This window comes from Nocardiopsis sp. LDBS1602 (assembly GCF_035818715.1).
Classification (GTDB): Bacteria; Actinomycetota; Actinomycetes; order Streptosporangiales; family Streptosporangiaceae; genus Nocardiopsis; species Nocardiopsis alba.
In genome coordinates this window covers 128,898-154,405 of the sequence record NZ_JAYLVW010000008.1, presented here as the reverse complement: position 1 = coordinate 154,405, position 25,508 = coordinate 128,898, and the positions used below count along the sequence as shown (strand labels likewise).

At 69.7% G+C, this 25,508-nt stretch carries 17 protein-coding genes and 1 riboswitch; of the genes, 12 read left to right on the top strand and 5 right to left on the bottom strand.

What is annotated here, in order from left to right; genetic code table 11:
• The first annotated feature begins 26 nt into the window (after nt 1–26).
• Nucleotides 27–1,208: a pyridoxal phosphate-dependent aminotransferase gene (locus U9J66_RS21200; protein WP_017535522.1), complete on the top strand. Its 1,182-nt coding sequence runs from the start codon at nt 27–29 to the stop codon at nt 1,206–1,208.
• 32 nt (nt 1,209–1,240) lie between these two features.
• Here U9J66_RS21200 and U9J66_RS21195 read toward each other — a convergent pair whose 3' ends face one another.
• Nucleotides 1,241–2,425, bottom strand: a complete 1,185-nt coding sequence (locus U9J66_RS21195; RefSeq protein ID WP_326338476.1) for an alpha/beta hydrolase — start codon at nt 2,423–2,425, stop codon at nt 1,241–1,243.
• Between the two features lie 72 nt (nt 2,426–2,497).
• Here U9J66_RS21195 and U9J66_RS21190 point away from each other — a divergent pair, with 72 nt between their 5' ends.
• Nucleotides 2,498–3,106 carry a TetR/AcrR family transcriptional regulator gene (locus tag U9J66_RS21190; RefSeq protein WP_326338475.1) on the top strand — a complete coding sequence of 203 codons (609 nt, stop codon included), beginning with the start codon at nt 2,498–2,500 and terminating at the stop codon, nt 3,104–3,106.
• A 78-nt stretch (nt 3,107–3,184) separates the two neighbouring features.
• Here the strand turns inward: U9J66_RS21190 and glgB are convergent, their stop codons facing one another.
• The 4 genes from glgB to U9J66_RS21170 form a co-directional block, all read right to left on the bottom strand.
• On the bottom strand, nt 3,185–5,518 hold the full coding sequence (glgB, locus tag U9J66_RS21185; protein ID WP_326338474.1) for a 1,4-alpha-glucan branching protein GlgB: 2,334 nt from the start codon (nt 5,516–5,518) through the stop codon (nt 3,185–3,187).
• 83 nt (nt 5,519–5,601) lie between these two features.
• A complete protein-coding gene (locus tag U9J66_RS21180; RefSeq protein ID WP_017535526.1) occupies nt 5,602–6,981 on the bottom strand; it encodes a maltokinase N-terminal cap-like domain-containing protein in 1,380 nt (459 codons plus the stop codon).
• Nucleotide 6,982: 1 nt separating this feature from the next.
• Complete coding sequence (gene treS, locus U9J66_RS21175) at nt 6,983–8,899, bottom strand: maltose alpha-D-glucosyltransferase (protein WP_042282760.1); 1,917 nt, start codon at nt 8,897–8,899, stop codon at nt 6,983–6,985.
• Nucleotides 8,900–8,988: 89 nt separating this feature from the next.
• Nucleotides 8,989–10,956, bottom strand: a complete 1,968-nt coding sequence (locus U9J66_RS21170) for an alpha-1,4-glucan--maltose-1-phosphate maltosyltransferase (RefSeq protein WP_326338471.1) — start codon at nt 10,954–10,956, stop codon at nt 8,989–8,991.
• A 630-nt stretch (nt 10,957–11,586) separates the two neighbouring features.
• On the opposite strand from U9J66_RS21170, the gene U9J66_RS21165 reads away from it, so the two are divergent.
• The 10 genes from U9J66_RS21165 (at nt 11,587) to U9J66_RS21120 (ending at nt 25,506) form a co-directional block, all read left to right on the top strand.
• Nucleotides 11,587–14,052: a transglycosylase domain-containing protein gene (locus U9J66_RS21165; RefSeq protein ID WP_326338470.1), complete on the top strand. Its 2,466-nt coding sequence runs from the start codon at nt 11,587–11,589 to the stop codon at nt 14,050–14,052.
• Between the two features lie 119 nt (nt 14,053–14,171).
• A riboswitch (TPP riboswitch) is annotated at nt 14,172–14,279 on the top strand.
• A 77-nt stretch (nt 14,280–14,356) separates the two neighbouring features.
• Complete coding sequence (locus U9J66_RS21160; protein WP_017535530.1) at nt 14,357–14,998, top strand: ECF transporter S component; 642 nt, start codon at nt 14,357–14,359, stop codon at nt 14,996–14,998.
• A gap of 3 nt (nt 14,999–15,001) precedes the next feature.
• Nucleotides 15,002–16,528 carry an ABC transporter ATP-binding protein gene (locus U9J66_RS21155; RefSeq protein WP_042282753.1) on the top strand — a complete coding sequence of 509 codons (1,527 nt, stop codon included), beginning with the start codon at nt 15,002–15,004 and terminating at the stop codon, nt 16,526–16,528.
• A gap of 35 nt (nt 16,529–16,563) precedes the next feature.
• Nucleotides 16,564–17,328: an energy-coupling factor transporter transmembrane component T family protein gene (locus tag U9J66_RS21150; protein ID WP_026125174.1), complete on the top strand. Its 765-nt coding sequence runs from the start codon at nt 16,564–16,566 to the stop codon at nt 17,326–17,328.
• A 45-nt stretch (nt 17,329–17,373) separates the two neighbouring features.
• Nucleotides 17,374–18,174 (top strand): enoyl-CoA hydratase/isomerase family protein, encoded by an 801-nt coding sequence (locus U9J66_RS21145; protein WP_017535533.1) that lies wholly within the window; start codon nt 17,374–17,376, stop codon nt 18,172–18,174.
• A gap of 417 nt (nt 18,175–18,591) precedes the next feature.
• The gene (locus tag U9J66_RS21140; RefSeq protein ID WP_237449978.1) at nt 18,592–20,892 is read left to right on the top strand and encodes a protein kinase domain-containing protein; all 2,301 of its coding nucleotides are present in this window, start codon (nt 18,592–18,594) and stop codon (nt 20,890–20,892) included.
• A gap of 424 nt (nt 20,893–21,316) precedes the next feature.
• A complete protein-coding gene (locus U9J66_RS21135) occupies nt 21,317–22,096 on the top strand; it encodes an electron transfer flavoprotein subunit beta/FixA family protein (RefSeq protein WP_014908698.1) in 780 nt (259 codons plus the stop codon).
• A 32-nt stretch (nt 22,097–22,128) separates the two neighbouring features.
• On the top strand, nt 22,129–23,073 hold the full coding sequence (locus U9J66_RS21130) for an electron transfer flavoprotein subunit alpha/FixB family protein (protein WP_014910905.1): 945 nt from the start codon (nt 22,129–22,131) through the stop codon (nt 23,071–23,073).
• 197 nt (nt 23,074–23,270) lie between these two features.
• Nucleotides 23,271–24,185 carry a non-homologous end-joining DNA ligase gene (ligD, locus tag U9J66_RS21125; protein WP_017535534.1) on the top strand — a complete coding sequence of 305 codons (915 nt, stop codon included), beginning with the start codon at nt 23,271–23,273 and terminating at the stop codon, nt 24,183–24,185.
• Between the two features lie 58 nt (nt 24,186–24,243).
• Nucleotides 24,244–25,506, top strand: coding sequence for a hemolysin family protein (locus U9J66_RS21120; RefSeq protein WP_014912493.1), 1,263 nt, complete (start codon nt 24,244–24,246; stop codon nt 25,504–25,506).
• The last annotated feature ends 2 nt before the right edge of the window (nt 25,507–25,508 follow it).

Genomic DNA, 25,508 nt, shown 5'->3' with positions numbered 1-25,508 from the left:
CCGGAGCGGGTGGTTACCCTCGACGGGTGGAAGAACCGCTGATCGAACGAATGCGCGCGTACGGCGAGACCATCTTCGCCGAGATGACGCGCCTGGCCGTCGAGACCGAATCCGTCAACCTGGGGCAGGGGTTCCCCGACACCGACGGGCCTCGAAGCCTGCTGGAGAACGCCTCGCGTCACATCCTCGAGGGGGTGAACCAGTACCCTCCGGGGCCGGGGCGCCCCGAACTGCGTCGGGCCGTGAGTCGTTACCGCTCCCGTCACTACGGGTTGGACTTCGACCCGGACTCCGAGGTGTACGTGACCGTCGGGGCGACCGCCGGTATCGCGGCCTCGTTGCTGGCCCTGGTGGAGCGCGGCGACGAGGTGATCGTCTTCGAGCCCATGTACGACTCCTACGCGGCGATGATCTCCCTGGCCGGCGGGGAGCGTCGGCCGGTGGCGCTGCGTCGGGATCCCGAGAGCGGACGCTTCACCTTCGACCCGGCCGAACTGCGGGCCGCCGTCACCCCGCGGACCCGGCTCGTCATGGTCAACACCCCGCACAACCCGACCGGAACGGTCTTCACCTCCGCCGAGCTGGAGGAGATCGCGGCCGTGTGCCGTGAGCACGACCTGATCGCGGTCACCGACGAGGTGTACGAGTTCCTCACCTTCGACGACCGTCGCCATGTGCCCCTCGCGTCCCTGCCCGGTATGCGTGAACGGACCCTGTCGATCTCCTCGGTCGGCAAGATGTTCGCCGTCACCGCCTGGAAGACGGGGTGGGTGACCGGCCCCGAGCCGTTGGTGCGGGCCGTGCGCACGGTCAACCAGTTCCTCACCTTCTCCGCGAACGGTGCCCTCCAACTCGCGATCGCGGACGCGATCGAGGGCGAAGGGGAGTGGATCGAGGCCCAACGTCTGTCCCTCCAGGGCAAACGCGACCGGTTGGCCGAGGGGCTGGGCGACGCCGGGTTCGATGTGAACGTGTGCGAGGGCACCTACTTCCTGATGGCCGACATCCGGCCGCTGGGCTATCGGGACGGTGAGGACCTCGCGCGGGCCCTGCCCGCCGCGGCCGGGGTCGCCGCCGTACCGGCCAAGGTCTTCTACGACCACCAGGACGAGGGGCGACACCTGCTGCGCTTCGCCTTCTGCAAGAAGGACGAGGTGTTGGACGAGGCCGTCGCCCGGCTGAGGCGCTGGCACCGCGACGCGGGCTGAACCCTGCGGGGCGGCCCGTCCCGCCGCTCCTCTCAGAGGTGTTCGGTGAGGAAGTCGTCGATCGTGTGCCGGGTGATCTGGGAGGCGAGGCCGCCCCAGTTGAGGTCGAACATGTGCTCGGTCCACGGCAGCTCCAGATGCCGGTGGGGCACGCCGGCCTCGGCGAGGCGGGCGACGAACCGACGGTTGTCCTCGGGGTCGACGAACAGGTCATGGCCGGCCGTGACGACCAGGGTCGCGGGGGAGTCTCCGGTGACGTCGAGGATCGGGGACATGGCCTCGTACTCCTCGGGGAACTCCATCACCGGACCGCCGACCATTCGTTCGCTCGACTCCAGCAACTCGTCGCCGAGGGGGGAGCGGCGCTGGCGCCAGGGGACCTCGGGGGCGTCGGCGGTGCCGTCCGTGGCCGAGTACCAGGCCACGACGGCGGTCGCCTCGGGGACCTCGGTGTCACAGGAGGGCGGGATCCGGTCGTCGTAGGTCGCGAGCAGGGCCAGAAGGCCGCCGGCCGACTGGCCGGTGACGGCGATCCGTTCCGGGTCCCCGCCGTGTTCCGCGGCCTGTTCTCGAACCCGGCCGAGGGCGCAGCGCACGTCCGCGACCGATTCCTCCCAGGCACCGTCGGGGAAGAAGCGGTAGTCGACGTCGAACACCACCCGGTCTCCGTCGGCCAGCCAGGTGTCCCAGCGCGGCAGCAGACTCTGGGGGAGGTCGTCGGCGCCGCCGTGGACGTTGACGACCACGGGCAGGGGTTCGGTACCGGGAGAGGCGGGTTCCCACACGTCCATGAGCAGTTCCTCCCCGTCCACCCGGTGGTAGGTCAGGGTCGTGGGCTCCCGGTCGGTCGAGGTGGCCAGGCCCGCGGTGTACTCGCCGAGGGAGAGCGGCGCCCCTTCGGCGCGCGCGGTGTTCCACAGCGAGGCGGAGGGCACCAGGGCCGTAATCAGCAGTAGGGCGTTGACCGTGGCGAACCCGGTGGTGACACGGGTGCGCCCTCCCCGTCCGGCCGAGAGCGCGAGGAGGAGACCGAGCAGCGCGGGCAGTGTGAGGAAGAGGGAGAACTCCAGGGTGAGGAGGGCGTACTGCCAGCCCTCCCAGGAGAGCGGGGGAGCCAGGACCAGGGCGAGGGCGGCGACCCCGGGCAGGGTGAGGAGCCCGGACGAGATCAGGGCCGCGCGCCGGAGGCGGGGGTGGGGAGGGGGTGTGTCGGGCATGACGACGTCCTTTCTGATACGTATGTATCGATACGAACGTATCAGAAGGGTCCGGTATGCCAGAATGAGCGGGTGCCGAAGGTCGTGGACAGAGAGAGCCGTCGTCGGAGCGTGGCCGAGGCGATCCATCGGATCGCGGCCCGCGAGGGGCTCGAAGGGGTCAGTGTCAGGGTGGTCGCCGCCGAGGCCGGCCTGTCCGCCGGTGCCGTCCAACGCGAATTCCCCACCAAGGACGACCTGCTCCTCTTCGCCCTGGAGACCTCCGTGGACGAGGTCGCCGCCCGCTTCTCCCGCATCCGGATCGGCCCCGATGCCCTGACCTTCGCCGAGGGGTTGCGCGCCGTCCTCACCGACCTGTTGCCCACCGACGAGCGCCGCCGCGCCCAGGCCCGGATCTGGGCGGCCTTCTACGCCCGCGCGGCCGTGGACCCGACCTTCGCGAAGGTGCTCTCCGAACTGGACGCCCGCGCCCGCGCGAACCTGGCGCTCGCGCTCGGCTACGCCCGCGACCAGGGGGAACTCGCCGTGGACCGGGACCCCACGGCCGTGGCCGAACTGCTCCTTGTGGTCATCGACGGGCTCTGGCTCTCCTGCGCCCGTCTGCCCGAAGGGGCCCCACCGGACCATCTCCATTCCGCCGTGGACGCGGCGGTCGCCCTCATCACCACGAGGACGCGATAACGCGGAAGGTGAACCGGAAGGGCCCTGGGCGTTCCGGGGGAACGTCCAGGGCCCGGTCTCGAAGACGGCCGGTAGGCCTCAGCGGCGCGGTTCGAACCAGACCGCGCCGAGCGGCGGAAGGGTGATCTCCGCCGAGAACGGCTGTCCGTTCCACTCCCGCTCCTCGGCCTCCACCGTGGTGGGGGCCTCGTGGCCGGAGCCGCCGAACCTCGGGTCGTCGGAGTTGAGCACGAGGCCCCAGGTCCCGGCCTCGGGAAGGCCGATCCGCCGCTGTGGGCGGGGGACCGGTGAGAAGTTCACCGCGCAGGCCAGCACGGATCCGTCCTCCCCATGACGCAGGTAGGAGAGCGTGTTGCCCTCGCGGTCACCGCCGTCCAACCAGCGGAACCCCGCCGGATCGGTGTCCAGCGACCACAGCGCGGGCCGGGGCCGGTAGGCGTCGTTGAGCGCCTTCACCAGACGCTGAGCGCCCGCGTGGTGCTCGAACTCCAGCAGCCACCACGGCACACCCTCGGGGTGGGACCACTCGTCGCCCTGGGCGATCTCCCCGCCCATGAACAGCAGCTGCTTGCCCGGGTGCGACCACATGAACGACAGCAGTGCCCGCAGGGTCGCCGCCCGCTGCCACTCGTCGCCGGGCGCCTTGTTGAACAGCGATCGCTTGCCGTGCACCACCTCGTCGTGTGAGAGGGGCAGCACGTAGTTCTCGCTGTAGGCGTAGACCATCGAGAACGTGATGTCGTCGTGGTGGTACTTGCGGTGGATCGGCTCCTTCTTCACGTACTCCAGGGAGTCGTGCATCCACCCCATGTTCCACTTGAGGCCAAACCCGAGACCGCCGTGGTCGACCGGCCTCGTCACCCCCGTGTACGCGGTCGACTCCTCCGCGATCATCGCCACGCTGGGGTTGCGGCGGTACACCGTGGTGTTGAGCTCCTTGAGGAAATCGATCGCCTCCAGGTTCTCCCGCCCGCCGAACACGTTCGGCTCCCATTCGCCGGAGTCCCGCGAGTAGTCGAGGTAGATCATCGAGGCGACCGCGTCCACGCGCAGCCCGTCGATGTGGAACTCCTCCAACCAGTACAGGGCGTTGGCGACGAGGAAGTTGCGCACCTCGGTCCGCCCGTAGTTGAAGATGAGCGTGCCCCAGTCCGGGTGCTCGCCGCGGCGCGGGTCCGGGTGCTCGTACAGAGCGGTCCCGTCGAACCGGGCCAGCGCCCACTCGTCCTTGGGGAAGTGCGCCGGAACCCAGTCCAGGAGCACCCCGATCCCGGCCTCGTGCAGCGCGTTCACCAGGTGACGGAACTCGTCCGGCGACCCGAAACGCGGCGTGGGCGCGTAGTAGGAGGTGACCTGGTAGCCCCAGGAGCCGTCGAACGGGTGCCCCGCCACCGGCAGGAACTCCACGTGGGTGAAGCCCATCTCGACGACGTAGGAGACCAGACGCTCGGCGAGCTCGGTGTAGGAAAGGCCGGGGCACCAGGAGCCCAGATGCACCTCGTAGACGCTCATCGGGGCCTTGTGGATCTCCACCCCCTTGCGGTCGGCCATCCACCGCTCGTCGGTCCACACGTGCTCGGAGACGGTGACGACCGAGGCGGTGGCCGGCGGCATCTGGGTCCGCCGGGCCATCGGGTCCGCCTTGTCGCGCCAGTGACCGTCGGACCCCAGCAGCTGGAATTTGTACAGGTCGCCGTCGCCCAGGCCGGGAACGAACAGTTCCCAGACGCCGCTGGAACCGAGGCTGCGCATCGGGTGGGCGATCCCGCTCCAGTAGTTGAAGTCGCCGATCACCCGGACCCCGCGCGCGTCGGGGGCCCAGACCGCGAATCGGGTCCCCGACACCTCGCCCAGGGTTCCCTCGCGCTCGATGACGTGGGCGCCCAGGGCCCGCCACAACTCCTCGTGACGTCCCTCGCCGATCAGGTGCAGGTCGAGTTCGCCCAGGGCCGGGGCGTATCGGTAGGAGTCGGCCTCCAGGAACTCCGGGCCCTCCTCGTAGCGGACGGCCAGACGGTAGTCGTCGATCTTCCGGGGCAGGCGCGCCGCGAACACCCCTCGGTGTCGGTGCGGGAGCGCGACCCGGGTGTCGTCGGGCAGGACGGCGTGGACCTCCACGGCCCCCGGACGCAGGACCCGCAGGTCGCGGCCGTGCAGGCCGAGGACGGAGTGCGGGTCGTGGTGGTGGCCGTCGACGATCCGGTCGAGCTCGGCCACCAGGGCGTCGGCCAGAGGGGCCGTCGCCCGAGGCCGTCGGGCCGGGGTCTTCGAACCCGAGCCCTTCGAACCCTTGGATCCGGTCTCGCTCCTCCTCCGGGTGGTCTTGGCCGTCTTCTCGGCGCCCGCCTTCCTCTCGGTCGGCTTCTTCGCGGCGCTCTCGGACGCTGACGTATGGGTCGAGCGCGGTGGCAATGCGACTCCGTGTGACTCGTGATGAACGGGTGACATGAGGACGGTCTGTGGGGCGGCCCTCCCGGAGAAGGGCCGCCGAAGGATCAGCGGGGAACCGGTGGGGCTCCGGCCGCCGTGGCGATGGAGTCCAGCGGGACACGCAGCCAGTCGGGCCGGTTGCGGGCCTCGTACAGGACCTCGTAGACGGCCTTGTCGAACTCGAAGGCGCGCAGCACCGTCAGGTGCTTGTCCGGGTCGGCTCCGCCGCCGTCGGCGTAGCCCCGGCAGAACGCCTCCCGGTTGCGGCGGGCCCAATCACGCGCGGCCCAGGCCAGTTCGGGCCGGCCCGGATGGCCGACCATCAGGTAGCCGGCCGCGTAGTCGAAGGAGCGCAGCATCCCGGCGACGTCCCGCAACGGGCTGGACAGGCGTTGCCGCTCGCGCACCGGAACGGTCGGCTCGCCCTCGAAGTCGAGCAGTACCCACCCCTCCGATGTTCGGATGACCTGCCCCAGGTGATAGTCGCCGTGGATCCGCTGGATCGGCAGCGGCTCGTCCAATCGGGCGAGGTCGGAGTAGGCCTCCATCACCCGGGGAGCGTGCTCGGCCAGCTCGGGGACCTCGCCTCCGGCCATCGCCAGTCGCTCCACCATGGCGTCGGCCAACTCGGCGGCCGCGGACGGCGAGAGCACGTCCGTGGGCAGAGTCCGGGCCAGGGAGCTGTGCACCTGGGCGGTGGTGCGCCCCAGGCTCGCGGCCTCCTCGCCGAAGTCCGCGTCCATGCCCTCCACCAGGGTGCGCACGTTCTCGGTGGCCAACACCCAGCCGTCGGTGGCGTCCGGGACGAAGGTCTGGAGCAGGGCCAACGTCGTCGGCGAGGTGTGCCCGGACAGATCGGCCTCGATCCATCCGCAGGGGCGCGCCACGTAGGGCGAACCGGACAACGCCATGTTCAGCTCCAGGTCCGGATTGCGGCCGGGCCAGAGCCTGCGAAAGGTCTTCAGGACGTAGTCGCGCCCGTAGACCAACGACGTGTTGGACTGTTCGCCGGTCAGGAGCCGCCCGGCCCCGCAGGGGCGGACCTCGGTGCCGGGCAGGGTACGGAACCGCACCCTGCCCCGCCGCTCGGGGTCCTCCTCCGCGGCGAAGCGTTCCAACAGCATCTCCGTGAGCACGGGATCGTGCGCGGCGTCGTACACCACCCTGGGACGGCCGCCGGCGACCGGGCAGACGCCTATGGCGGCGCGGGCCAGACGCGGGGGCAGGGACCGGGGCGGCCGGGAACCCAGCATCACCTGGTAGCGGGAACTGAGCCCGCGCTGCCCCGCCTGCACGACGAGCACGTTCAGGTCGGGCCCGCCGGGGCCGGCCGAGACCAGGGTGTACCTGCTCTCGATCCGGACCCGGCGGATCGGGATCCCCTTACCGGAGAACCAGCGTTGTCGAGGAAGCCAGACCGCGAGGAGTTCTTCGAGCTGAGACATGTCAGGCGGGCCCGCTTCCCAGCTCACCGTCGTCCGGCTCCGAGGATCCGGAACGGCACGATGCGGTGACGGGCCGGTGGACCTCCAGATCGTCGGGGCTGTTCAGGCCCGCGGCCGGCAGCCCGTACGAGGGCAGTTCCCCGCGGTCGGCTCCGGTCCCCTCCGTGGTCCGTTCCACCGGCAGCTGGAACCAGTAGAAGCCGTGACCGGGCAGGGTGAGCGGGTAGGCGGAGTCGCCGATCTCCGGGAAACGGACCCCTCCCACGCACTCCACCGGTCGCACGCCCGCGTAGCGGGACAGGTCCAGCTCCACGGGTTGCGGGAACCGGGACAGGTTGTTGACGCAGAGCATGCGGTCGTCGCCGTGCTCCCGGATGAACGCCAACACGCTCGGGTTGGTGGCGTTCAGCTCGGTGAACTCGCCGGTGCCGAACACGGGGTGCCGCTTGCGGATCTGGATCATGCGGCGGGTCCAGTTCAGCAGGGAACCGGGGTTCTCCCGCTGGGACTCCACGTTGAGCGCCTGGTAGCCGTAGACCGGGTCCATGATCAGCGGCAGGTACAGGCGCGCGGGGTCGCCCTTGGAGAAACCGGCGTTGCGGTCGGCGCTCCACTGCATGGGGGTCCGTACGGCGTCGCGGTCGCCCAGCCAGATGTTGTCGCCCATGCCGATCTCGTCGCCGTAGTACAGCACGGGAGAGCCCGGGAGCGAGAGCAACAGCGCGGTGAACAGTTCGATCTGGTCGCGGTCGTTGTCCAACAGGGGCGCGAGTCGCCGACGGATCCCCACGTTCGCGCGCATGCGGGGTTCCTTGGCGTACTCGGAGTACATGTAGTCGCGCTCCTCGTCGGTGACCATCTCCAGGGTCAGCTCGTCGTGGTTGCGCAGGAAGATCGCCCACTGGCAGTTGCGGGGGATCGGCGGGGTCTGGGCGAGGATCTCCGAGATCGGGAAGCGCTGTTCCTGCCGTACCGCCATGAACATGCGCGGCATCAGCGGGAAGTGGAAGTTCATGTGGCACTCGTCGCCGCCGGACTCGAAGTCGCCGAAGTAGTCGACCACGTCCGAGGGCCACTGGTTGGCCTCGCTCAACAGCACCCGGTCCGGGTAGAGGCGGTCGACCTCGGCACGGACCCGCTTGAGGAACTCGTGCGTCTCCTTGAGGTTCTCGCAGTTGGTGCCCTCACGCTCGTACAGGTAGGGCACGGCGTCCAGGCGGAAGCCGTCGATCCCCAGGTCCAGCCAGTACCGCAGGACCTCCAGGATCGCCTCCTGCACCGCCGGGTTCTCGAAGTTCAGGTCCGGCTGGTGCGAGAAGAAGCGGTGCCAGTAGTACTGGCCGCGCACCTCGTCGTAGGTCCAGTTGGAGGTCTCGGTGTCGACGAAGATGATGCGGGCCTCGTCGTAGCGGTCGTCGGTGTCCGACCACACGTAGAAGTCGCCGTAGGGTCCGTCGGGGTCCTCACGGGAGGCCTTGAACCAGGGGTGCTGGTCGCTGGTGTGGTTCATGACCAGGTCGGTGATGACGCGGATCCCGCGCCGGTGCGCCTCGTCGAGGAGCTCCACGAAGTCGGCGGTGTCACCGAACTCCGGGAGGATCTTGAAGTAGTCCGAGATGTCGTACCCGCCGTCGCGGAGCGGGGACTCGTACATCGGCAGCAGCCAGAGGCAGTCGATGCCGAGCCACTGGAGGTAGTCCAGTTTCCGGACCAGGCCGGTGAGGTCGCCGGTGCCGTCGCCGTTGGAGTCGAAGAACCCGCGGGCGAGCACCTCGTAGAAGACGGCGTGTTTGTACCAATGGGGGTCCCGGGCTCCACCGGAGGACATGAGGGGGCCGGTGGCGGCCCCCGTGGCCGGGGCGAGCGGACCGTGTTCGGCGTGCTCGTGTGCGCCGGGTCCGGACTCGTCTTTGCTCATCTACTGCTCCCCACCAAGAATGTTCGACATCGGATCAACGGGCGTCCGGGCCCGGGCGGCGGCTCCGTCCCGCCGCCGGGTCCCGGGCGTCATCTGCCGTTGACGGTGAACACGTGCGCCGGTCCGGTCGCCGGGTCGAGCCGGACGTAGTTGCTCGCCCGCCACGTGTAGGAGCGTCCGGTCAGCTCGTCGGTCACCTTGAGGTCCTCCTCCCACGTGCGGCCGATCGACGGCAGGTCCAGATGCACCGTGGCCTCGCGGGCGTGGTGCGGGTCGAGGTTGACGACGACGAGAACGACGTCGTCGGGCTCACCGGGGGCGCCGGGGCGATGCTTGGAGAAGCAGATCAACTCCGGCCGGTCCACGTGGTGGAACCGCAGGTTGCGCAGCTCGCGCAGGGCGGGATGGGCTCGTCGCAGCTCGTTGAGCCTGGTGATGAGCGGAGCGATGGTCGTTCCGGAGGCGTCGGCCCCGGCCCAGTCCCTGGGGCGGTACTCGTACTTCTCCGAGTGCAGGTACTCCTCGCTGCCGGGGTGGGCCGGGGTGTTCTCGCACAGCTCGAAGCCCGAGTAGATCCCCCAGGTCGGGGAGAGCAGGGCCGCCAGGACCGCGCGCGCCTCGAAGGCCGGTCGACCGCCTCGTTGGAGGTAGGCGTGCAGGATGTCCGGGGTGTTGGCGAACAGGTTGGGTCGAAGGTAGTGCGCGGTCTCCCGGCTGAGCTCGGTGAGGTACTCGGTGAGCTCGTCCTTGTCGTTGCGCCAGGTGAAGTAGGTGTAGGACTGATGGAAGCCGATCTTGGCCAGGGTGCGCATCATCGCCGGCCGGGTGAAGGCCTCGGCGAGGAAGAGGACGTCGGGGTCGCGTTCGGCGACCTCGGCGAGCAGGCGCTCCCAGAAGGCGACCGGTTTGGTGTGCGGGTTGTCCACCCGGAAGATGCGCACCCCGTGGTCGATCCAGTGCCGCACGACCCGCAGGACCTCGGCGTACAGACCCTCGAAGTCGTTGTCGAAGCAGAGCGGGTAGATGTCCTGGTACTTCTTCGGCGGGTTCTCGGCGTAGGCGATGGAGCCGTCCGCGCGCGTGGTGAACCACTCCGGGTGCTCGGAGACCCAGGGGTGGTCGGGCGAGCACTGGAGCGCCAGGTCCAGGGCGATCTCCAGTCCGTGGTCGGAGGCCACGGCGACGAAGGCGTCGAAGTCCTCCAGGGTGCCCAGGTCGGGGTGGACGGCGTCGTGTCCTCCCTCGGACGAACCGATGGCCCACACCGAGCCGGGGTCCCCCGGCCCCGCGGTCAGCGTGTTGTCGCGACCTTTGCGATGGGCCGTACCGACGGGGTGGATCGGCGGCAGGTACACCACGTCGAACCCCATGTCGGCGATGGCGGGCAGGCGCTTGGCCGCGTCGGAGAGGGTTCCGGAGGCCTCCTCGCCCGGGGCCACGTCGACCCGGGCGCCCTCCGAGCGGGGGAAGAACTCGTACCAGGAACCGAACAGGGCCCGTTCGCGGTGGACGACGACCTTGGTCCGCCTGGACCTGGTGACGAGTTCCCGCAGGGGTTTGCGGTCCATGGCGGTGACGACCTCGTCGGTGACGGCCGTCGTGAAGCGTTCCATCGGATCGGTCGAGGTGTCGCGCAGGAGCGTGGCCGCCTCGGAGAGGGCGGGGTCTCGCGGGGTGCGACGGGCGGCGCGCGCGAGCAGGCGGGCGCCCTCCTCGAGGACGAGGTCGGTGTCGACGCCGAGGGGAAGTTTCACGCGGGCGACGTGCAGCCATGTGGCGAAGGGGTCGGTCCAGGATTCGATGGAGAAGGACCAGTCGCCCTCGGAGGGCAGGCTGATCTCGGCCTCGTACCGGTCGGTCCCGGGGGCCTTCTCGCGCATGGGGACGAGAGCCTCGCGGCGACCACGGGGGGAATGGAGGACGACGCCCGCGGCGAGGGAATCGTGCCCTTCGCGGATCACGGTCGCGCCGACGGTGAAGCGTTCTCCCGGAACGGCCTTCACCGGCCCGAGGTCGTTGTCCGGAGATATGTCGATTATGGGCAGGCGTCCGATCACTGGCTACACCGTAATCATCGTTGTCAGGGCGTCATGAGGAGGCGCGTGACGACGCACGCGCGAAGAATGACCGGGTTCCGATCAAAGGCAGGATGGAGTCGACGAAGAACCGAATGGAAACTGTCCGGATTGCGGCTTCGGTGGTCTCCGATGTCCATCGTCCGCCCTGGCCCTGGCTTTGACGGAGTGTCGAGGCCGAGTCGCACATGTGATCCTCATCACACTCTTGCCCGTGGTCGAGGTCGGGTATTTGTCGGTTTTCATCGCTCGAAAAACGACGAAGCAGGCATAAATTCGCAGTGGATTCTGTGTTCTCCCCGGTTGCTTTTCGATTCTCCATCACGAAAAGTCCGAAGATCTGTCCCACTGGTTGCCGGTGGGAGTGAACTGGGTAGGGCTCGTCTAATGCGCCCCGCGTGGTCGAGGGTCTATTCCGGACACTCGATCATGTCCGATGTGTCTACTCTGTGTAATCTTCTGTTGCTCTGTGTGGTTTGCAAGGTATTGAGGAAGCTTTTCAGTGACACACCCGATTTAACGGAGTTCCCTTGAGGCCCTTCCTGCGAGGGTGGTCGACGCGATGCCCACCGTCGCGAGGCGGAGGGGCGGCACACGGCTCTAGGGGGCGACGTGACGGAGGTCGACGGGGGCGGTGGGTTCATCGAGCGGGCCCGCGCTCTGTTCCAGGAGAGGGTCGAGCGGGCCCGCGCCCTGTTCCAGGAGAGGATCGCGGAGTTCGAGAAGGACGCGAATCGGGGACGACGCGACGCGTATCTGCGACTGTCGGGTCTGGGCGCCGTCGCGGGTCTGCTCTGTGCCGTCCTCGTGCTGCCCTGGGCGGGAAGCGCGGGCCTGGTGGCCAGGGACACCGCCGCGGGCTTCATGGCCCTCCCCGGGCACCTGGAGGTCCCGAACCTGTCGTCGGGCGTCCTGCTCACCGACGACGCCGGGGAGCCCTTCGCCGAGGTCTCCGAACGCGAACGGAACGTGGTCTCCCTCGACGCGATCAGCCCCTGGGTCCCCTCGGCCCTCATGGCGGTCGAGGACGACCGTTTCTATGAGCACAACGGGCTCGACATGAAGGGCGTCCTGCGGGCCGCGCTGCGTACGGCCCAGGGAGACATGCAGGGCGGCTCCACCATCACCCAGCAGTACGTCAAGAACCTCCTCATCGAGACCGCCGATTCGGAGGGGGACGTCGACGGCGCCAGCGAACGGACACTCGGCCGCAAACTGACCGAGCTGCGCTACGCCATCGACATCGAGGACCGGTACACCAAGGACGAGATCCTGGAGGGCTACCTCAACCTGGCCTACTTCGGGGCCGGCGCGCACGGCATCGAGGTCGCGGCCCAACGCTACTTCTCGACCTCGGCGGAGAATCTGGACGCCGGTCAGGCGGCGATGCTGGTCGGCCTGGTCCGGGGGCCCTCGTTCTACGACCCCCTCAACAACCCCGAGGGGGCGAAGGAACGTCGCGACCTGGTCCTGGACCGCATGGTCGACACCGGTCACCTGGAAGCGGAGGAGGCCGCCGCCCACAAGGCCGAGGACCTGGGCATCGATCACACCCCCAGGGGCGGCAGTTGCATGGAGAGCGACTACCCGTTCTTCTGCGACTACGTCATGCGCTGGCTGGCCGACTCGGAGATGCTGGGGAAGACCGCCGCCGAGCGGGAGCAGCGCATCGCCCAGGGCGGTCTCACCGTGCGCACCACGATGGATCGCGCGGCCCAGGACGCGGCCCAGGACGCCGTGGACAAGCGGGTCCCGCATGAGGACTCCACCAAGTTCGCCGCCCAAGCGCTGGTCGAACCCGGAACCGGTCGGATCCGGGGCCTGGTCCAGAACCTGCGCTACGGGTTCGACGACGACACCTCCGGAACCACCTCGATCAACCTCGCCGTGGATCGGGACGAGGGCGGCTCCGGCGGCTATCAGGCGGGATCGACCTTCAAGACCTTCACCCTGGCGGCGGCCCTGGAACAGGGGATGGGGTACGGGACCAGGTTCAACTCGCCCAAGAGCATGTCCGTCGGTGGGATGACCAACTGCGGCGGCGACCGGATGTCGTCGTGGAGCGTGAGCAACGCCGGCGAGAGCGACGACGGCGAACACAACATGATCAGCGCGACCAAGGGCTCGGTGAACACCTACTTCGCCCAGTTGCAGGAGAAGGTCGGTCTGTGTGAGACCTCCGAGATGGCGGTGAAGGCCGGCGTGCACCGCGCCGATGGTGAGGATCTCGGAGTGTGGAGCTCCTTCACCCTCGGGGATCAGGAGGTGTCCCCGCTGACCGTCGCCAACTCCTACGCGACCTTCGCGGCCCGCGGCATCCGTTGTGAGCCGCGGCCGGTGCGCTCTCTGACCGAGGACGGCACGGAGGAGCGGGTCACCGCCGACTCCGACTGTGAGCGGGTGGTGAAGCAACAGGCCGCCGACGGGGTCAACCACCTGCTCCAACAGACCTTCGACGGAGGTACGGCCAAGGGCCTGGACATCGGGCGGCCCGCGGCGGGCAAGACCGGTACCACCGACGGATCCGCCTACGCCTGGTTCGCCGGGCACACCCCGAACCTGGCCTCCGCGGTCGTCGTCGGCGACGTGCGCGGTGGTGAGCAGAACCCGCTGCGCGGGGTGACCATCGGCGGACAGTACTTCGGCGTCGTCTACGGAGGGACCCTGCCCGGACCGATCTGGCAGGAGTCCATGCGCGGGGCGACGGAGGGGCTGCCCTCCGAGAGTTTCGCCGGTTCTCCCGGTTCCTTCGGGGACCCGACGGCGGAGCCGCCCGGACGGGAGAAGGACGACGACTCCGATGACGGGGGCGGAGCGGACGGCCCCGAGGACGCCGCCGGCTCCGCGGACTCCGAAGGTACGGAGAGCACGGAGAGCACGGAGGGTTCCGCGGACTCCGAAGGTACCGGCGGCGCCGAAGGTTCGGACGGCACCGGCGGCACGGGCGGTACCGAGGGCTCGGACGGTACCGGAGGCACGGGCGGCACCGAAGGCACCGGCGGCACGGACAGCACCGAAGGCACCGAAGGTTCCGGCGGTACCGAGGGCTCCGACACCGGGGAGGGGGCCGGCACCTGACCACCGGACCCGCTCGCGCGCGGTCCATGGTCCCGAGGTGGGCAGAGGCCTATATGTCGTGGTGAAAGGGGTATGGAGGGTCAAGAGCTCCGATATTTGCCTCATGGCGCATAATGGAGCCGAACCGACAGGGGAGCGCGGAAGCGCTGAGAGTGCGGCACCGGGCCGCAGACCCTTAGACACCTGATCCGGATCATGCCGGCGAAGGAAGTCGTGAGAACCCGCCATCGTGCGCGTGAGAACGCGTGATGGCGCTCTTGGCCGCATTCCCCTCCGTCGCTCCGACGAAGGGAACCCTCGGGTAATGAGTACCGAAGACAGGACCGGCACGACCGATGGCCGCGAGGTCGCGCGTGCCGGATTCCTCCAAGAGGTACGGGCCGGTCTCAAGAGCTGGCGCACCGTCGACATCGTCGTCGCCGCCGTGATCGGTGTGGCGGTCGGTGTCGTCTTCTGGCTGTGGAACATCGTCTGGTCGATCACGACGCCGCTGTTCGTGTTCTTCCCGCCCGGTCAGGCCGTCGTCTACGGCATGTGGCTGATCTCCGGCGTGCTCGGTGGTCTGATCGTCCGCAAGCCCGGCGCCGCCGTGCTCACCTCGATCGCGGCGGCCTCGGTCTCCGCGGTCCTGGGAACCCAGTGGGGGCTCGCGGTCATCCTCGACGGCACCCTCCAGGGGCTGCTGCCCGAACTGGTCTTCCTGGCGTTCGCCTACCGGCGTTGGAACATGGGCGTGGCCGTGCTCGCCGCGGCGTTCGCGGGCCTGTCCCCGGCCATCCGGGACAACATCGCCTACAACGTCACCTGGCCGCTCCACTACCAGATCACCTATGGGGTGATCGTGGTGATCAGCGCGGCCCTCATCGCGGGTGTGGGAGCCAGGCTCCTCACCACCGCCCTGGCGCGCGCCGGCGCCCTGGCCCCCTTCCCCTCGGCCAAGGGCTGACCCATGGGAGCGAGGAACGTGGGCGGCGCGCGTGTGGAGCTCTCCGGTTGGGGATGGCGGCACGCGGGCCGCGACACCCACGCCCTGCGCGGCGTGGACCTGGTCGTCGAACCCGGGGAGCGGATCCTGCTGCTGGGCGCCTCCGGCGCGGGCAAGAGCACCCTGCTCCACTCCCTGGCCGGGCTCACCGGCCCCGACAGCGCCATCAGCGGCGAGGAGGAGGGCCTGCTCCGTGTGGACGGAGAGCCCGCCGCCCGCGGTAGGGGTCGGGTCGGCCTGGTCGCCCAGGACCCCGAGACCCAGCTCGTGATGGCCCGGGCCGGAGACGACGTCGCGTTCGGTCTGGAGAACCTCGGTATCGAACGAGAGGCGATCCGGCCCCGGGTGGAGGGGGCCCTGGCGGACGTGGGCTTCCCCTACGGTCTGCGGCATTCCACCGGTGCCCTGTCCGGCGGAGAGAAGCAGCGACTGGTGATCGCCGGAGCGCTGGCCATGCGCCCTCGCCTGCTGCTGCTGGACGAGCCCACCGCCAACCTCGACCCGGCCGGGGCCGAGCTGGTCCGGTCCCTGCTCGCCCGTCTACTGGCCGAGACCGAGGCCACCCTCGTCCTGGTCGAACACCGGGTCGCCGAGGTCGTGGACCTGGTCGACCGGGTCGTGGTGGTGGAACCGGGCGGCGGGGTGATCGCAGACGGCGCCCCCGCCGAGATCTTCGCCGAACACGGGCGTTCCCTGGCCGCCCAGGGCGTGTGGATCCCCGGGAACGAACCCGCCCCCTCGCTCACGGCGGCCCCGGGAGGGGCACCGTTGATCGAGGCCGTGGACGTGACGGCGCGGACCCCCTTCCAGGTGGGGGTCCGCGTCGGCCCTCGCCGCACGGTCCTGGAGGGGGTGCGCGTCGCCCCCGAGGCCGGGACGGCGACCGCCCTGACCGGACCCAACGGAGCGGGAAAGTCGACCCTCCTCACCCTGCTGGCCGGGCTCTCCGGTCCCTACCGGGGGAGCGTCGAGCCTCGCGGGCCATTGGCCGAGGCCGACCGACGCCCCCTGGTGAAGTGGCCGGCCCGACGTCTGGCCCGACACGTGGGAACGGTCTTCCAACACGCGGAGGACCAGTTCGTCACCTCCACCGTGCTGGACGAGCTGCGTTTCGCGCCCTCGCGCGCGGGGATGGGCGAGGTCGAGATCGAGGCCTGGGTGGGCGAACTCATGGAGAGACTGCGCCTGACCCGGCTGGCCGACGTCCACCCGTACACGCTCTCCGGAGGAGAGAAACGGCGGCTCTCGGTGGCCACCGCGCTCAGTTCCGGGCCCTCGCACGCCCCCGACGTCCTCGTCCTGGACGAGCCCACCTTCGGGCAGGACACCCGTACCTGGACGGAGCTGGTGGAGCTGCTGGGCTCCCTGAGGTCGGAGGGGCGGGCCATCGTCATGGCCACCCACGACCGGCTGCTCCTGGAACATCTGGTGGACTCCCGTATCGGGGTCGCCGACGGTCGAGCCACCGTCTCGTCGAAGGAGGACGTGTGAGCACCGCCCGATCCGGCACCCGTACCGCGGAGACGATGGGAGGGGACACCCTCACCCTCGATGTTCCCGCCGAGGGCGGGGCCCGCTACTGGATGACCGGGCTCAACCCGGCCGCGAAACTGCTGGCGGCCCTGGCGATCGCCATCGGCCTGATCCCCGCCGTGGACGCCGTCACCGGAGGCCTGGTCCTGTTCGTGGTCCTGCTGACGGTCCCCTTCAGCGGTGTGGACCGTAGGACTCTGATGCTCCTGGGCGGGCCCTTTCTGCTGATGGGCCTCAGCAGCGGGACGGTCAACTACCTGTACGGCGAACAGGGGCTGGAAGGGGCCGTCGGCGCCGCGGTGCGCCTGCTGGCCATCGCGCTGCCCGGACTGTTGGCCGCGATCACCAGCGACCCCACGGAGATGTCGGACGGGCTCGTGCAACGGCTCAAGGTGCCCGAGCGCCCCGCCATGGGCGTCCTCGCCGCGCTGCGCCTGATCCCGCTCCTGGCCGACCAGTGGCGGACCATCACCCTGGCCCGCCGGGCGCGCGGTCTGGAGGCCGGGTACAACCCGTTCAACGTGGTGCGGCTGTTCTTCGGTCGACTCTTCGCTTTGCTGGTCCGCTCGATCAGGACAGGGACGCTGTTGGCCACCGCGATGGACGCGCGGGCCTTCGGCACGGGGCCGCGCACCCACGCCCGGATCAGTCACTGGAGGAGGGCGGACACCCTTCTGCTGGTGGGGACCGGGGCGCTCCTGATCGGCGCGTACGCCCTCTCCGCGCGCTTGGGCACCCTGGTGCTGCTCTTCTCCTGACCCGAGTGGTTAGGTGGCAACCGACACTGACGCCGAAGTGAAGAGGTGGAGAACGTGGGCGAGTTCGTTCGCGTGGAGGTCGACCCGGACAACCCCGCGGTGGCCGTCATCCGGATCGATCGACCCAAGGCGCTGAACGCGTTGAACGGTCGGGTCACCGAGGAGATCGCCGAGGCGGCCGCGCGGGTGTCGTCGGACGACTCCGTGCGCGCCGTCGTGCTCTACGGCGGTGAGCGGGCCTTCGTGGCCGGGGCCGACATCAAGGAGATGGCCGAGCTCACCCACGCGAAGATGCTGGAGTACTCGCGCGCCCTACAGAACGCTCTGACCGCGGTGGCCCGGATCCCCAAGCCGGTGGTCGCCGCCATCAGCGGGTACGCGCTGGGCGGTGGATGCGAGCTGGCGCTGTGCGCCGACTTCCGGGTCGTGGGGGCCAAGGCCAGGCTCGGACAGCCCGAGATCCTGCTGGGCGTCATCCCGGGTGCGGGCGGGACCCAGCGTCTGCCGCGTCTGATCGGTCCGGCCAAGGCCAAGGACCTGGTGTTCACCGGGCGTCACGTGAAGGCGGAGGAGGCACTGGAGATCGGCCTGGCCGACCGGGTCGTCGAGGACGACGAGGTCTACTCGGCCGCCGTGGAGCTGGTCGCCCGTTACGCGGACGGCCCCGCGGTGGCCCTGGCCGCGGCCAAGGAGGCCATCGACCGCGGGTTGGAGACCGACCTGGACACCGGCCTGGAGATCGAGCGACTCCAGTTCTCGGGCCTCTTCGCGACCGAGGACCAGAAGGCGGGCATGCGCAGCTTCATCGAGCAGGGACCGGGCAAGGCGACCTTCGAAGGGCGCTGACCTCGGGCGTTCCCGGCCCCTGGGACGGGTATCGCTGTGGGGCGGGGCGGGTGGTGTCGGGCGTTTTCCTCGCCGCCCGCCCCGCTCTCTTCCCAGGTCTTTGTAGTGACTTGTCGTTGCTTTTGCTTTTTGTCGCGTTGAGTGTCCTGGTGGGACCTGGGGTGGAAGACCGGATCCGGCCATACGGGAAGGGAACGGGGGAACCGCTCACCCGGTTTTTCCGTCATACTCGTCAGTGGTCGTCACAGGACGGACGGTTCGCCCGGAGCCCCGGGGCGCGTTCCGCGCCCGATCCCGGGTGGGATCCGCGGACCACACGGGCCCCTGGGCGGGGCCGCACAAGCCAAGCTTGACCCATCCCCCCGGCCGATAAACTGGGCGTGGCGGTATGTGGTCTTTTGAGGGGATGAGTTCTCGATGGCAATGTCGGCAGGTTTCCCCACGGGTGAGGAGCTGCCGGAGCGCATCGGTCACTACGTGATCCGCCGTCGCATCGGCGCCGGCGGCATGGGAGTGGTGTACCAGGCCGAGGATCCCCACACCGACCGGTTCGTGGCGGTGAAGGTCCTCAAGCCCGAGGTCGCCGGAGACCACATCGCACGCGCCCGGCTCGCCCGCGAGGTCGAGACGATGCGTCGTGTGCAGAGCCCCAACGTGGCCGAGGTCATCGACGCGGACACCCAGGCGGAACTGCCGTGGGTGGTCACCGAGTACATCCCCGGGCCCACGCTGGACGCCACGGTCACCGACCACGGCCCCCTCCGCGGGCGCGCTCTGACCCGTTTCGTCACCGGTATGGCCAGGGCCATCAAGGACATCCACGCGGTGGACGTCATCCACCGTGACCTCAAGCCCGGCAACGTGATCATCTCCAACGGCGAACCGATCGTCATCGACTTCGGTATCGCCCACGCCGTCGACGGGGCCAAGCTGACCCAGACCGGCACGTTCGTCGGCACCCCCAGCTACCTGTCGCCCGAGGTCATCGAGGGGACGGACCTGGGTCCGGCCACCGACGTGCACGCCTGGGGCGGCACCGTGGCCTTCGCCTCCACCGGCCGTCCGCCCTACGGCGCCGGTTCGTTCGAGGTGATCTTCTTCCGGATCCTCAACGGCGAGATCGACATGGACGGGATGCACGAGGCGCTGCGCCCCCTCGTCAACCGCGCGGTCTCCCGTGACATGAGCGCCCGGCCCACCGCGGCCGAACTCGTGACCGAGACCGGCCGCCTCAACCTCGACCTGCCGTGGAGCGAACCGCAGCGCGGGCTGCCGGACCAGACCGGCGGCCACACCGTGCACAGCCCCGCTCCGGGCGTGCCCGACACCGGGGGCCACGGCTCCGGACACGGCGGCGTGGGAGGAGCGATCCTCGGCGGCGCCATGGGCGGCGCGGCCGCCGGGCACCTGCTGGGCGGAGGCGCCGGAGAGGGCTGGGGGAGCGCGCACACCAGGAGCGCCCCCGGAACGACCGACAGCGCGTGGTCCACGCCCTCCAACGAGCGCCTCGGGGGCCGGGAGAGCGACCTCGAGGCCACCGACGACCTCGGCGCGGCCCGTTCCAACGGATGGAGCGAGGACCCGGAGGCCACCGACGACCTGAGCGGCGCCCGTTCCTCCGGAGACGACCGGACGCATCACGCCCACTCGTCCGGGTGGGACGACGAGGCCACCGACGACCTGTCCGGGGCCGGGACCGAACGGATCGTCCCGGGCACGGGCGCTCAGGGGTACGACACCCAGGGCACCCAGCGGATCGATCCGGTCCGGGACGACGTCCAGGGCACGCAGCGGATCGACCCGTCCGCCCTCGCCCCTCGGGAGGACCCCCAGGGCACCATGATGATGGGTCAGGACGAGATCTCCCGGCACGCTCAGGTCCAGGACGAGGACCCCGACGGTGCCCCTCAGACCCGGTTCTTCAACTCGCCGCTGGACCCGAAGGCCTTCCAGGACATCCTGACGCCCGTCGGGGCCGAGGGGCGGCGTGAGACGACCCAGGAGTTCGACGAGGAGGAGTACCGGGAACGGGGCGGCCTGCTGGGCCGTTTCCGCCGTGGGGGCGGCGACCGAGTCGGCGACTACTTCCGCGGTGACCGCGAGGGCGACGAATACGACGAGGACGAGGACGAGTACTACGACGAGACCTGGCGGATGCATCCGCTGGTCCTCATCCCGATCATGCTCTCGCTGGCCGGGACGGCCCTGTGGTTCCCCTGGTTCGGCATCTTCCTGGGCGTCGTCCTCATCTCCGGCCTGAGCGCGTTGGACGTGGTCAAGGCCGAGCACGCGCGACGTCTCCAGACGCGTGGTCGCCGCAACTCCGACGGCATGGTGGTGGCGCTCAGCTTCCCCTGGGCGTTCGGTCGTATGACACTGCGCACCGTCGGCTTCGGGCTGATCTATCTGGTGGCGGGCATCCTGGTCGGGCTGGTCTACTCCACGATGTTGGAGACCGGCAACGACGGGGCCAACTACACGGGCGCCTTCGCGGTCTTCGTGATGATCCTGCTCAGCTACATCATGCCGAGCGGGCGCGAGGCCCGTCACCAGGCGGTCTGGCTGGTGGAACGGGTGCGTTTCCACAACCTGTACCTGTACATCGGCGTGGTCGTCGCCATCGTCCTGCTCACCATGCTGATCCTGTCGATCGGCCTGGGTTCGGCCCCGATCTGGACCATGGGGCCGCTCACCGGCCCGGCCGACTGGTTCGGATAGAGGCGACCCTCGCACTTCGAACGCCCCTTCTCCCACAGGAGGAGGGGCGTTCCCGTGTTCGGAGAGGGGAGCGGGGCGTCCCCCTCGCCCCCGGACGGGGGAGCGGTCAATAGAGTGGGGAGCGGTCACCGTTCCCCGGGCGTCGTCGTCACCGGCGGGCGTCGTTCCGACGTGTTCCGAGTGAGGGCCGCGGGGAGGGATTCCGGGTTTTCCGAGTCGAACCCGGGCCACGGGTTGGCCTGCAAGCTACTAGCCAGTAACATATGGTGTATGAGCACATGAGCGGGACCGGCTGTGAACGTGAACAGCGGGACCCGCCGTCGGATGACCGATCGGCATTCGGCATTGTTGGCAGTCACGGGGCGCGCCAGCGCCCGCCCGCCAGACGGCGGACATGGGAGTGCAGGGAGGTCGGCCACCGGCCATGAATATTGTCGTTTTGGTCAAGCAGGTCCCGGACACGGCGACCGAACGGAAGCTCAACGCCGATGACAAGACGTTGGACCGCGCGGCGTCCGACGGTGTCATCAACGAGCTCGACGAATACGCCATCGAAGAGGCGCTCCTCCTCAAGGAGAAGCACGGCGGCGAGGTCACCATCCTGACGATGGGGCCGGACCAGGCCACGGACTCGATCCGCAAGGCCCTGTCCATGGGCGCCGACAAGGCCGTCTTCGTCAACGACGACGCGCTGCACGGCTCCGACGCCATCCAGAGCGCCTACGCCCTCGCGCAGGCCCTGGGCACCATCGAGTTCGACCTGGTCGTGCTCGGTTCGGAGTCCACCGACGCCCGCACCGGTGTCATCGGTGCCGCGCTCGCCGAGTACCTCGGCCTGCCCCAGCTCACGCTGGCCGGCAAGGTCGACATCGACGGCGACGCCATCAAGATCCAGCGTCAGACCGACTACGGCTACGACGTGGTCGAGGCTCGACTGCCCGCGGTCGTCTCCGTCGTGGAGAAGATCAACGAGCCCCGCTACCCGTCCTTCAAGCTGATCATGCAGGCGAAGAAGAAGCCGGTCGACAAGAAGTCCGCGGCCGACGCGGGCATCGACACCGGCAAGGTCGGCCTGGCCAACGCCACCACCGAGACCGTCGACTTCGCCGCCGCGCCGCCGCGCGCCGCGGGCACGATCGTCAAGGACGAGGGCGACGGCGGCGTCAAGGCCGCCGACTTCCTCGCAGACAAGAAGTTCGTGTAGGTAGACGAGAGACTCAGGAAGGTTCAAGGATTATGGCTGAGGTCCTCGTCCTCGTCGACCACGTCGACGGACAGGTCAAGAAGGTCACCACCGAGCTGCTGACCGCCGCTCGCCGCGTCGGCGAGCCCGTCGCGGTCTGGATCGGCGACGGTGTGGAGTCGGGCAAGGCCACCCTGGCCGAGTTCGGCGCCGAGAAGGTCTACGTGGCTCCCGCCGAGGTGAACGACTACGTCGTCGCCCCGAAGGCCGAGCTGCTCGCCAAGCTCGCCCAGGACAAGGGCGCCGCCGCGATCCTGGTCTCGGCCACCGCCGAGAACAAGGAGATCGCCGGTCGTACCGCCGTGAAGCTGGGCTCCGGTGTGCTCACCGACGTCGTCGACGTCAACGCCGAGCTGGTCACCGAGCACAGCATCTTCGGTGGCGCCACCGTCACCCACGCCCGCGTCAAGACCGGTGTGCCGGTCATCGCGGTCCGTCCGAACTCCGTCACCCCGGAGGCCGCCGCCGGCGCCGCCGCCGAGGAGGCCGTCTCGGTCGACATCTCCGACGCCGCCAAGACCGCCAAGGTCGTCGAGCGCGTCGTCCAGGCCAAGGGCGAGCGTCCCGAGCTGACCGAGGCCGCCATCGTGGTCTCCGGTGGACGCGGCGTGGGCTCCGACGACTTCAGCGTCGTCGAGAACCTGGCCGACTCGCTGGGTGCCGCCGTCGGCGCCTCCCGCGCCGTCGTCGACTCGGGCTGGTACCCGAACCAGTTCCAGGTCGGCCAGACCGGTAAGACGGTCAGCCCGAACCTGTACATCGCCCTGGGCATCTCCGGCGCGATCCAGCACCGGGCGGGCATGCAGACCTCGAAGAACATCATCGCGGTCAACAAGGACCCCGAGGCCCCGATCTTCGAGCTCGCCGACTTCGGCGTCGTGGGAGACCTGCACACGGTCGCTCCGCAGCTCACCGAGGAGATCAACAAGCGCAAGTAGGACGAGCGCTTCGCGGATCCAAGCCGACGCCCGGCCGGGGGAGACCCGGCCGGGCGTCGGCTTTCCCATGGACGGCCTCGGCGACGTTGCTCCGGGAACTCGCATGTGATTTGCCCTATATGAAATATTCTGTGTGGTTTTCGGGGGTGGGGGTCGGGTAGATCCGGCGCACGACGATCCGACAGGAGGCGGGGGCGATGCGGACGACGGTGCGAGCGGGACGCCGCAAGGTGGAGATCCGGCACGCGGACAAGCCCCTCTTCGGGGAGGACGGGGCCACCAAGGAGGACCTCGCCGACTACTACGCCAGGATCGCTCCGCTCATGCTGCCCCTGGTCAAGGGGCGCCCGGTCGTGCTCGAACGCTTCCCGGAAGGGCTGGACGGCTCCGGATTCCTCGTGCAACACCCCTCGCACCCCCGCTGGATCCGCACGGTGTGGACCTCTTCCGGACGGATGATGGAATGCCAGGAGGCCGCCGCCCTGGTGTGGTGCGCCGATCAGGCCGCGATCACCCTGCACACGTGGTCCTCCCGTACCCCTCGTCTGGGACTCCCCGACCGTATGGTTCTCGACCTCGACCCGGTCGGTTCGGGTCGGGAGGCCTTCGCCGGATGTCGTGAGGCGGCCCGGGTCGTGCGCGAGGTGCTGTCCGAACTGGGACTGGCCGCCTACGTGATGACCACCGGCTCCCGAGGTCTGCACGTCCACTCGCCCCTGCGCCCGGAGGTGGACGACATGGAGGTCCGGAGACTGGCCAAGGCGGTCGCCGACCGCGTCGCCGCCCGGGCACCGGAGGAGTGGACCACCCGGGTGCGCAAGGCGGCCCGCCACGGCCGTATGTTCGTCGACTACCTCCGCAACGGTCCCGGACAGCTCGCGGTGGCACCGTACGCGGTCCGAGCCCGGCCCGGAGCCCCGGTGGCCACCCCGATCACCTGGGAGGAGCTGGAGAGGATCTCCTCCTCCCAGGAGTTCTCCATCGACCTGGAACGGGACGAGTGCCCGTTCGCCGGCATGCGCCGCCACGCCCGTTCCCCGCGCAGGGCCCTCTCCCTCCTCGACCGGGGGGAAGGCGGGGTCGTGCCGAAGCCCCGGGCGGGGCACGTGTGACCAGAGTGATGGGAGGGAAGGAAACGAACGGCGGTACAACCTGACCACGGGGGCGCCCATGGAGGGCTACGGGACCCAACTCGGTCTCGTGTTGGTCCTGGTCGTGGTGAACGCGCTGTTCGCGGGGAGCGAGATCGCGCTGGTCACCCTGAGAGAGGGGCAGATCCGGAGGCTGGAGGAACGCGGTCCGGGCGGGCGGGCCGTGGCCCGGCTGGCGCGGGACCCCAACCGTTTCCTCGCCACGATCCAGATCGGCATCACCCTCGCCGGGTTCCTGGCCTCGGCGACGGCGGCCGTCTCCCTGGCCCGGCCCTTGGTCGAACCGCTCGGATTCCTCGGACGTTACGCCTCACCGGTGGCGATCGTGCTGGTCACCATCGTCCTGTCCTTCATCACCCTGGTGCTGGGGGAACTCGCCCCCAAACGGATCGCCATGCAGCGGGCCGAGCGCTGGGCCCTGGCGGTGGCCCGCCCCCTGGACCTGCTCGCCACGCTGACCCGGCCGGTGGTGTGGCTGCTCGGGGTCACCACGGACCTGGTCGTGCGCCTGTTCGGCGGAGACCCCAAGGCCGGCGGGGAGGGCGTCTCGGACGAGGAACTGCGCGACATGATCGTCTCGCATCAGCACATCACCCCCGAACAGCGGCGGATCCTGGTCGGTGCCTTCGAGATCCGCGAACGCCGCCTGCGCGAGGTGCTGGTGCCGCGCAGGGACGTCGACGCCCTGTCCGCGGGGACCCGGGCCGAGGACGCGCTGGAGGCGCTCGCCGAACTCGGCCACTCGCGGGCTCCGGTGGTCCGCCACGGAGACATGGACGACGTGGTCGGAGTGGTGCACTGGTCGGACCTGATCGGCCGGGAGGGGGACATCGCGGACCTGGCCCGGGACGTGCCGCTGTTGCCCGACACGCTGTCGTTGTCCACGGCCCTGCGGAGGATGACCGAGGGGCGCCGCCAGTTGGCGATGGTGGTCGGCGAGACCGGGGAGGTCGTCGGCATCGTTTCCCTGGAGGACCTGCTGGAGGAGCTGGTCGGGGACATCAACGACGAGACCGACCCCGAACCGACGGGGGCGGTGCGGTCGGTCGGAGGGACGCTCCTGGTCCCCGGAGGCTTTCCCGTGCACGATCTGCCGGGGCTGGGGGTGGAACCGACCGACCGTCCGCGGGGTTCCTACGTCACGGTCGCCGGGATGGTCCTGGCCGCGCTCGGGCACATCCCGGAGGGCCCGGGGGAGCGGGTGGACCTGGGCGGGTGGACCGCCACGGTCATCGCCGCCGATGGGCGCAGGATCGACGAGATCGGGCTGACCCCGGGCTGACC

Excerpts from the sequence above, each read along its gene's own strand:
- U9J66_RS21160 (WP_017535530.1), top strand. The coding sequence starts at position 14,357 with ATGAGTACCGAAGACAGGACCGGCACGACCGATGGCCGCGAGGTCGCG.
- U9J66_RS21150 (WP_026125174.1), top strand. The coding sequence starts at position 16,564 with ATGGGAGGGGACACCCTCACCCTCGATGTTCCCGCCGAGGGCGGGGCC.
- U9J66_RS21135 (WP_014908698.1), top strand. The coding sequence starts at position 21,317 with ATGAATATTGTCGTTTTGGTCAAGCAGGTCCCGGACACGGCGACCGAA.
- treS (WP_042282760.1), bottom strand. The coding sequence starts at position 8,899 with ATGAGCAAAGACGAGTCCGGACCCGGCGCACACGAGCACGCCGAACAC.
- U9J66_RS21155 (WP_042282753.1), top strand. The coding sequence starts at position 15,002 with ATGGGAGCGAGGAACGTGGGCGGCGCGCGTGTGGAGCTCTCCGGTTGG.
- U9J66_RS21140 (WP_237449978.1), top strand. The coding sequence starts at position 18,592 with ATGGCAATGTCGGCAGGTTTCCCCACGGGTGAGGAGCTGCCGGAGCGC.
- U9J66_RS21180 (WP_017535526.1), bottom strand. The coding sequence starts at position 6,981 with ATGTCTCAGCTCGAAGAACTCCTCGCGGTCTGGCTTCCTCGACAACGC.
- U9J66_RS21120 (WP_014912493.1), top strand. The coding sequence starts at position 24,244 with ATGGAGGGCTACGGGACCCAACTCGGTCTCGTGTTGGTCCTGGTCGTG.
- U9J66_RS21195 (WP_326338476.1), bottom strand. The coding sequence starts at position 2,425 with ATGCCCGACACACCCCCTCCCCACCCCCGCCTCCGGCGCGCGGCCCTG.
- U9J66_RS21130 (WP_014910905.1), top strand. The coding sequence starts at position 22,129 with ATGGCTGAGGTCCTCGTCCTCGTCGACCACGTCGACGGACAGGTCAAG.
- ligD (WP_017535534.1), top strand. The coding sequence starts at position 23,271 with ATGCGGACGACGGTGCGAGCGGGACGCCGCAAGGTGGAGATCCGGCAC.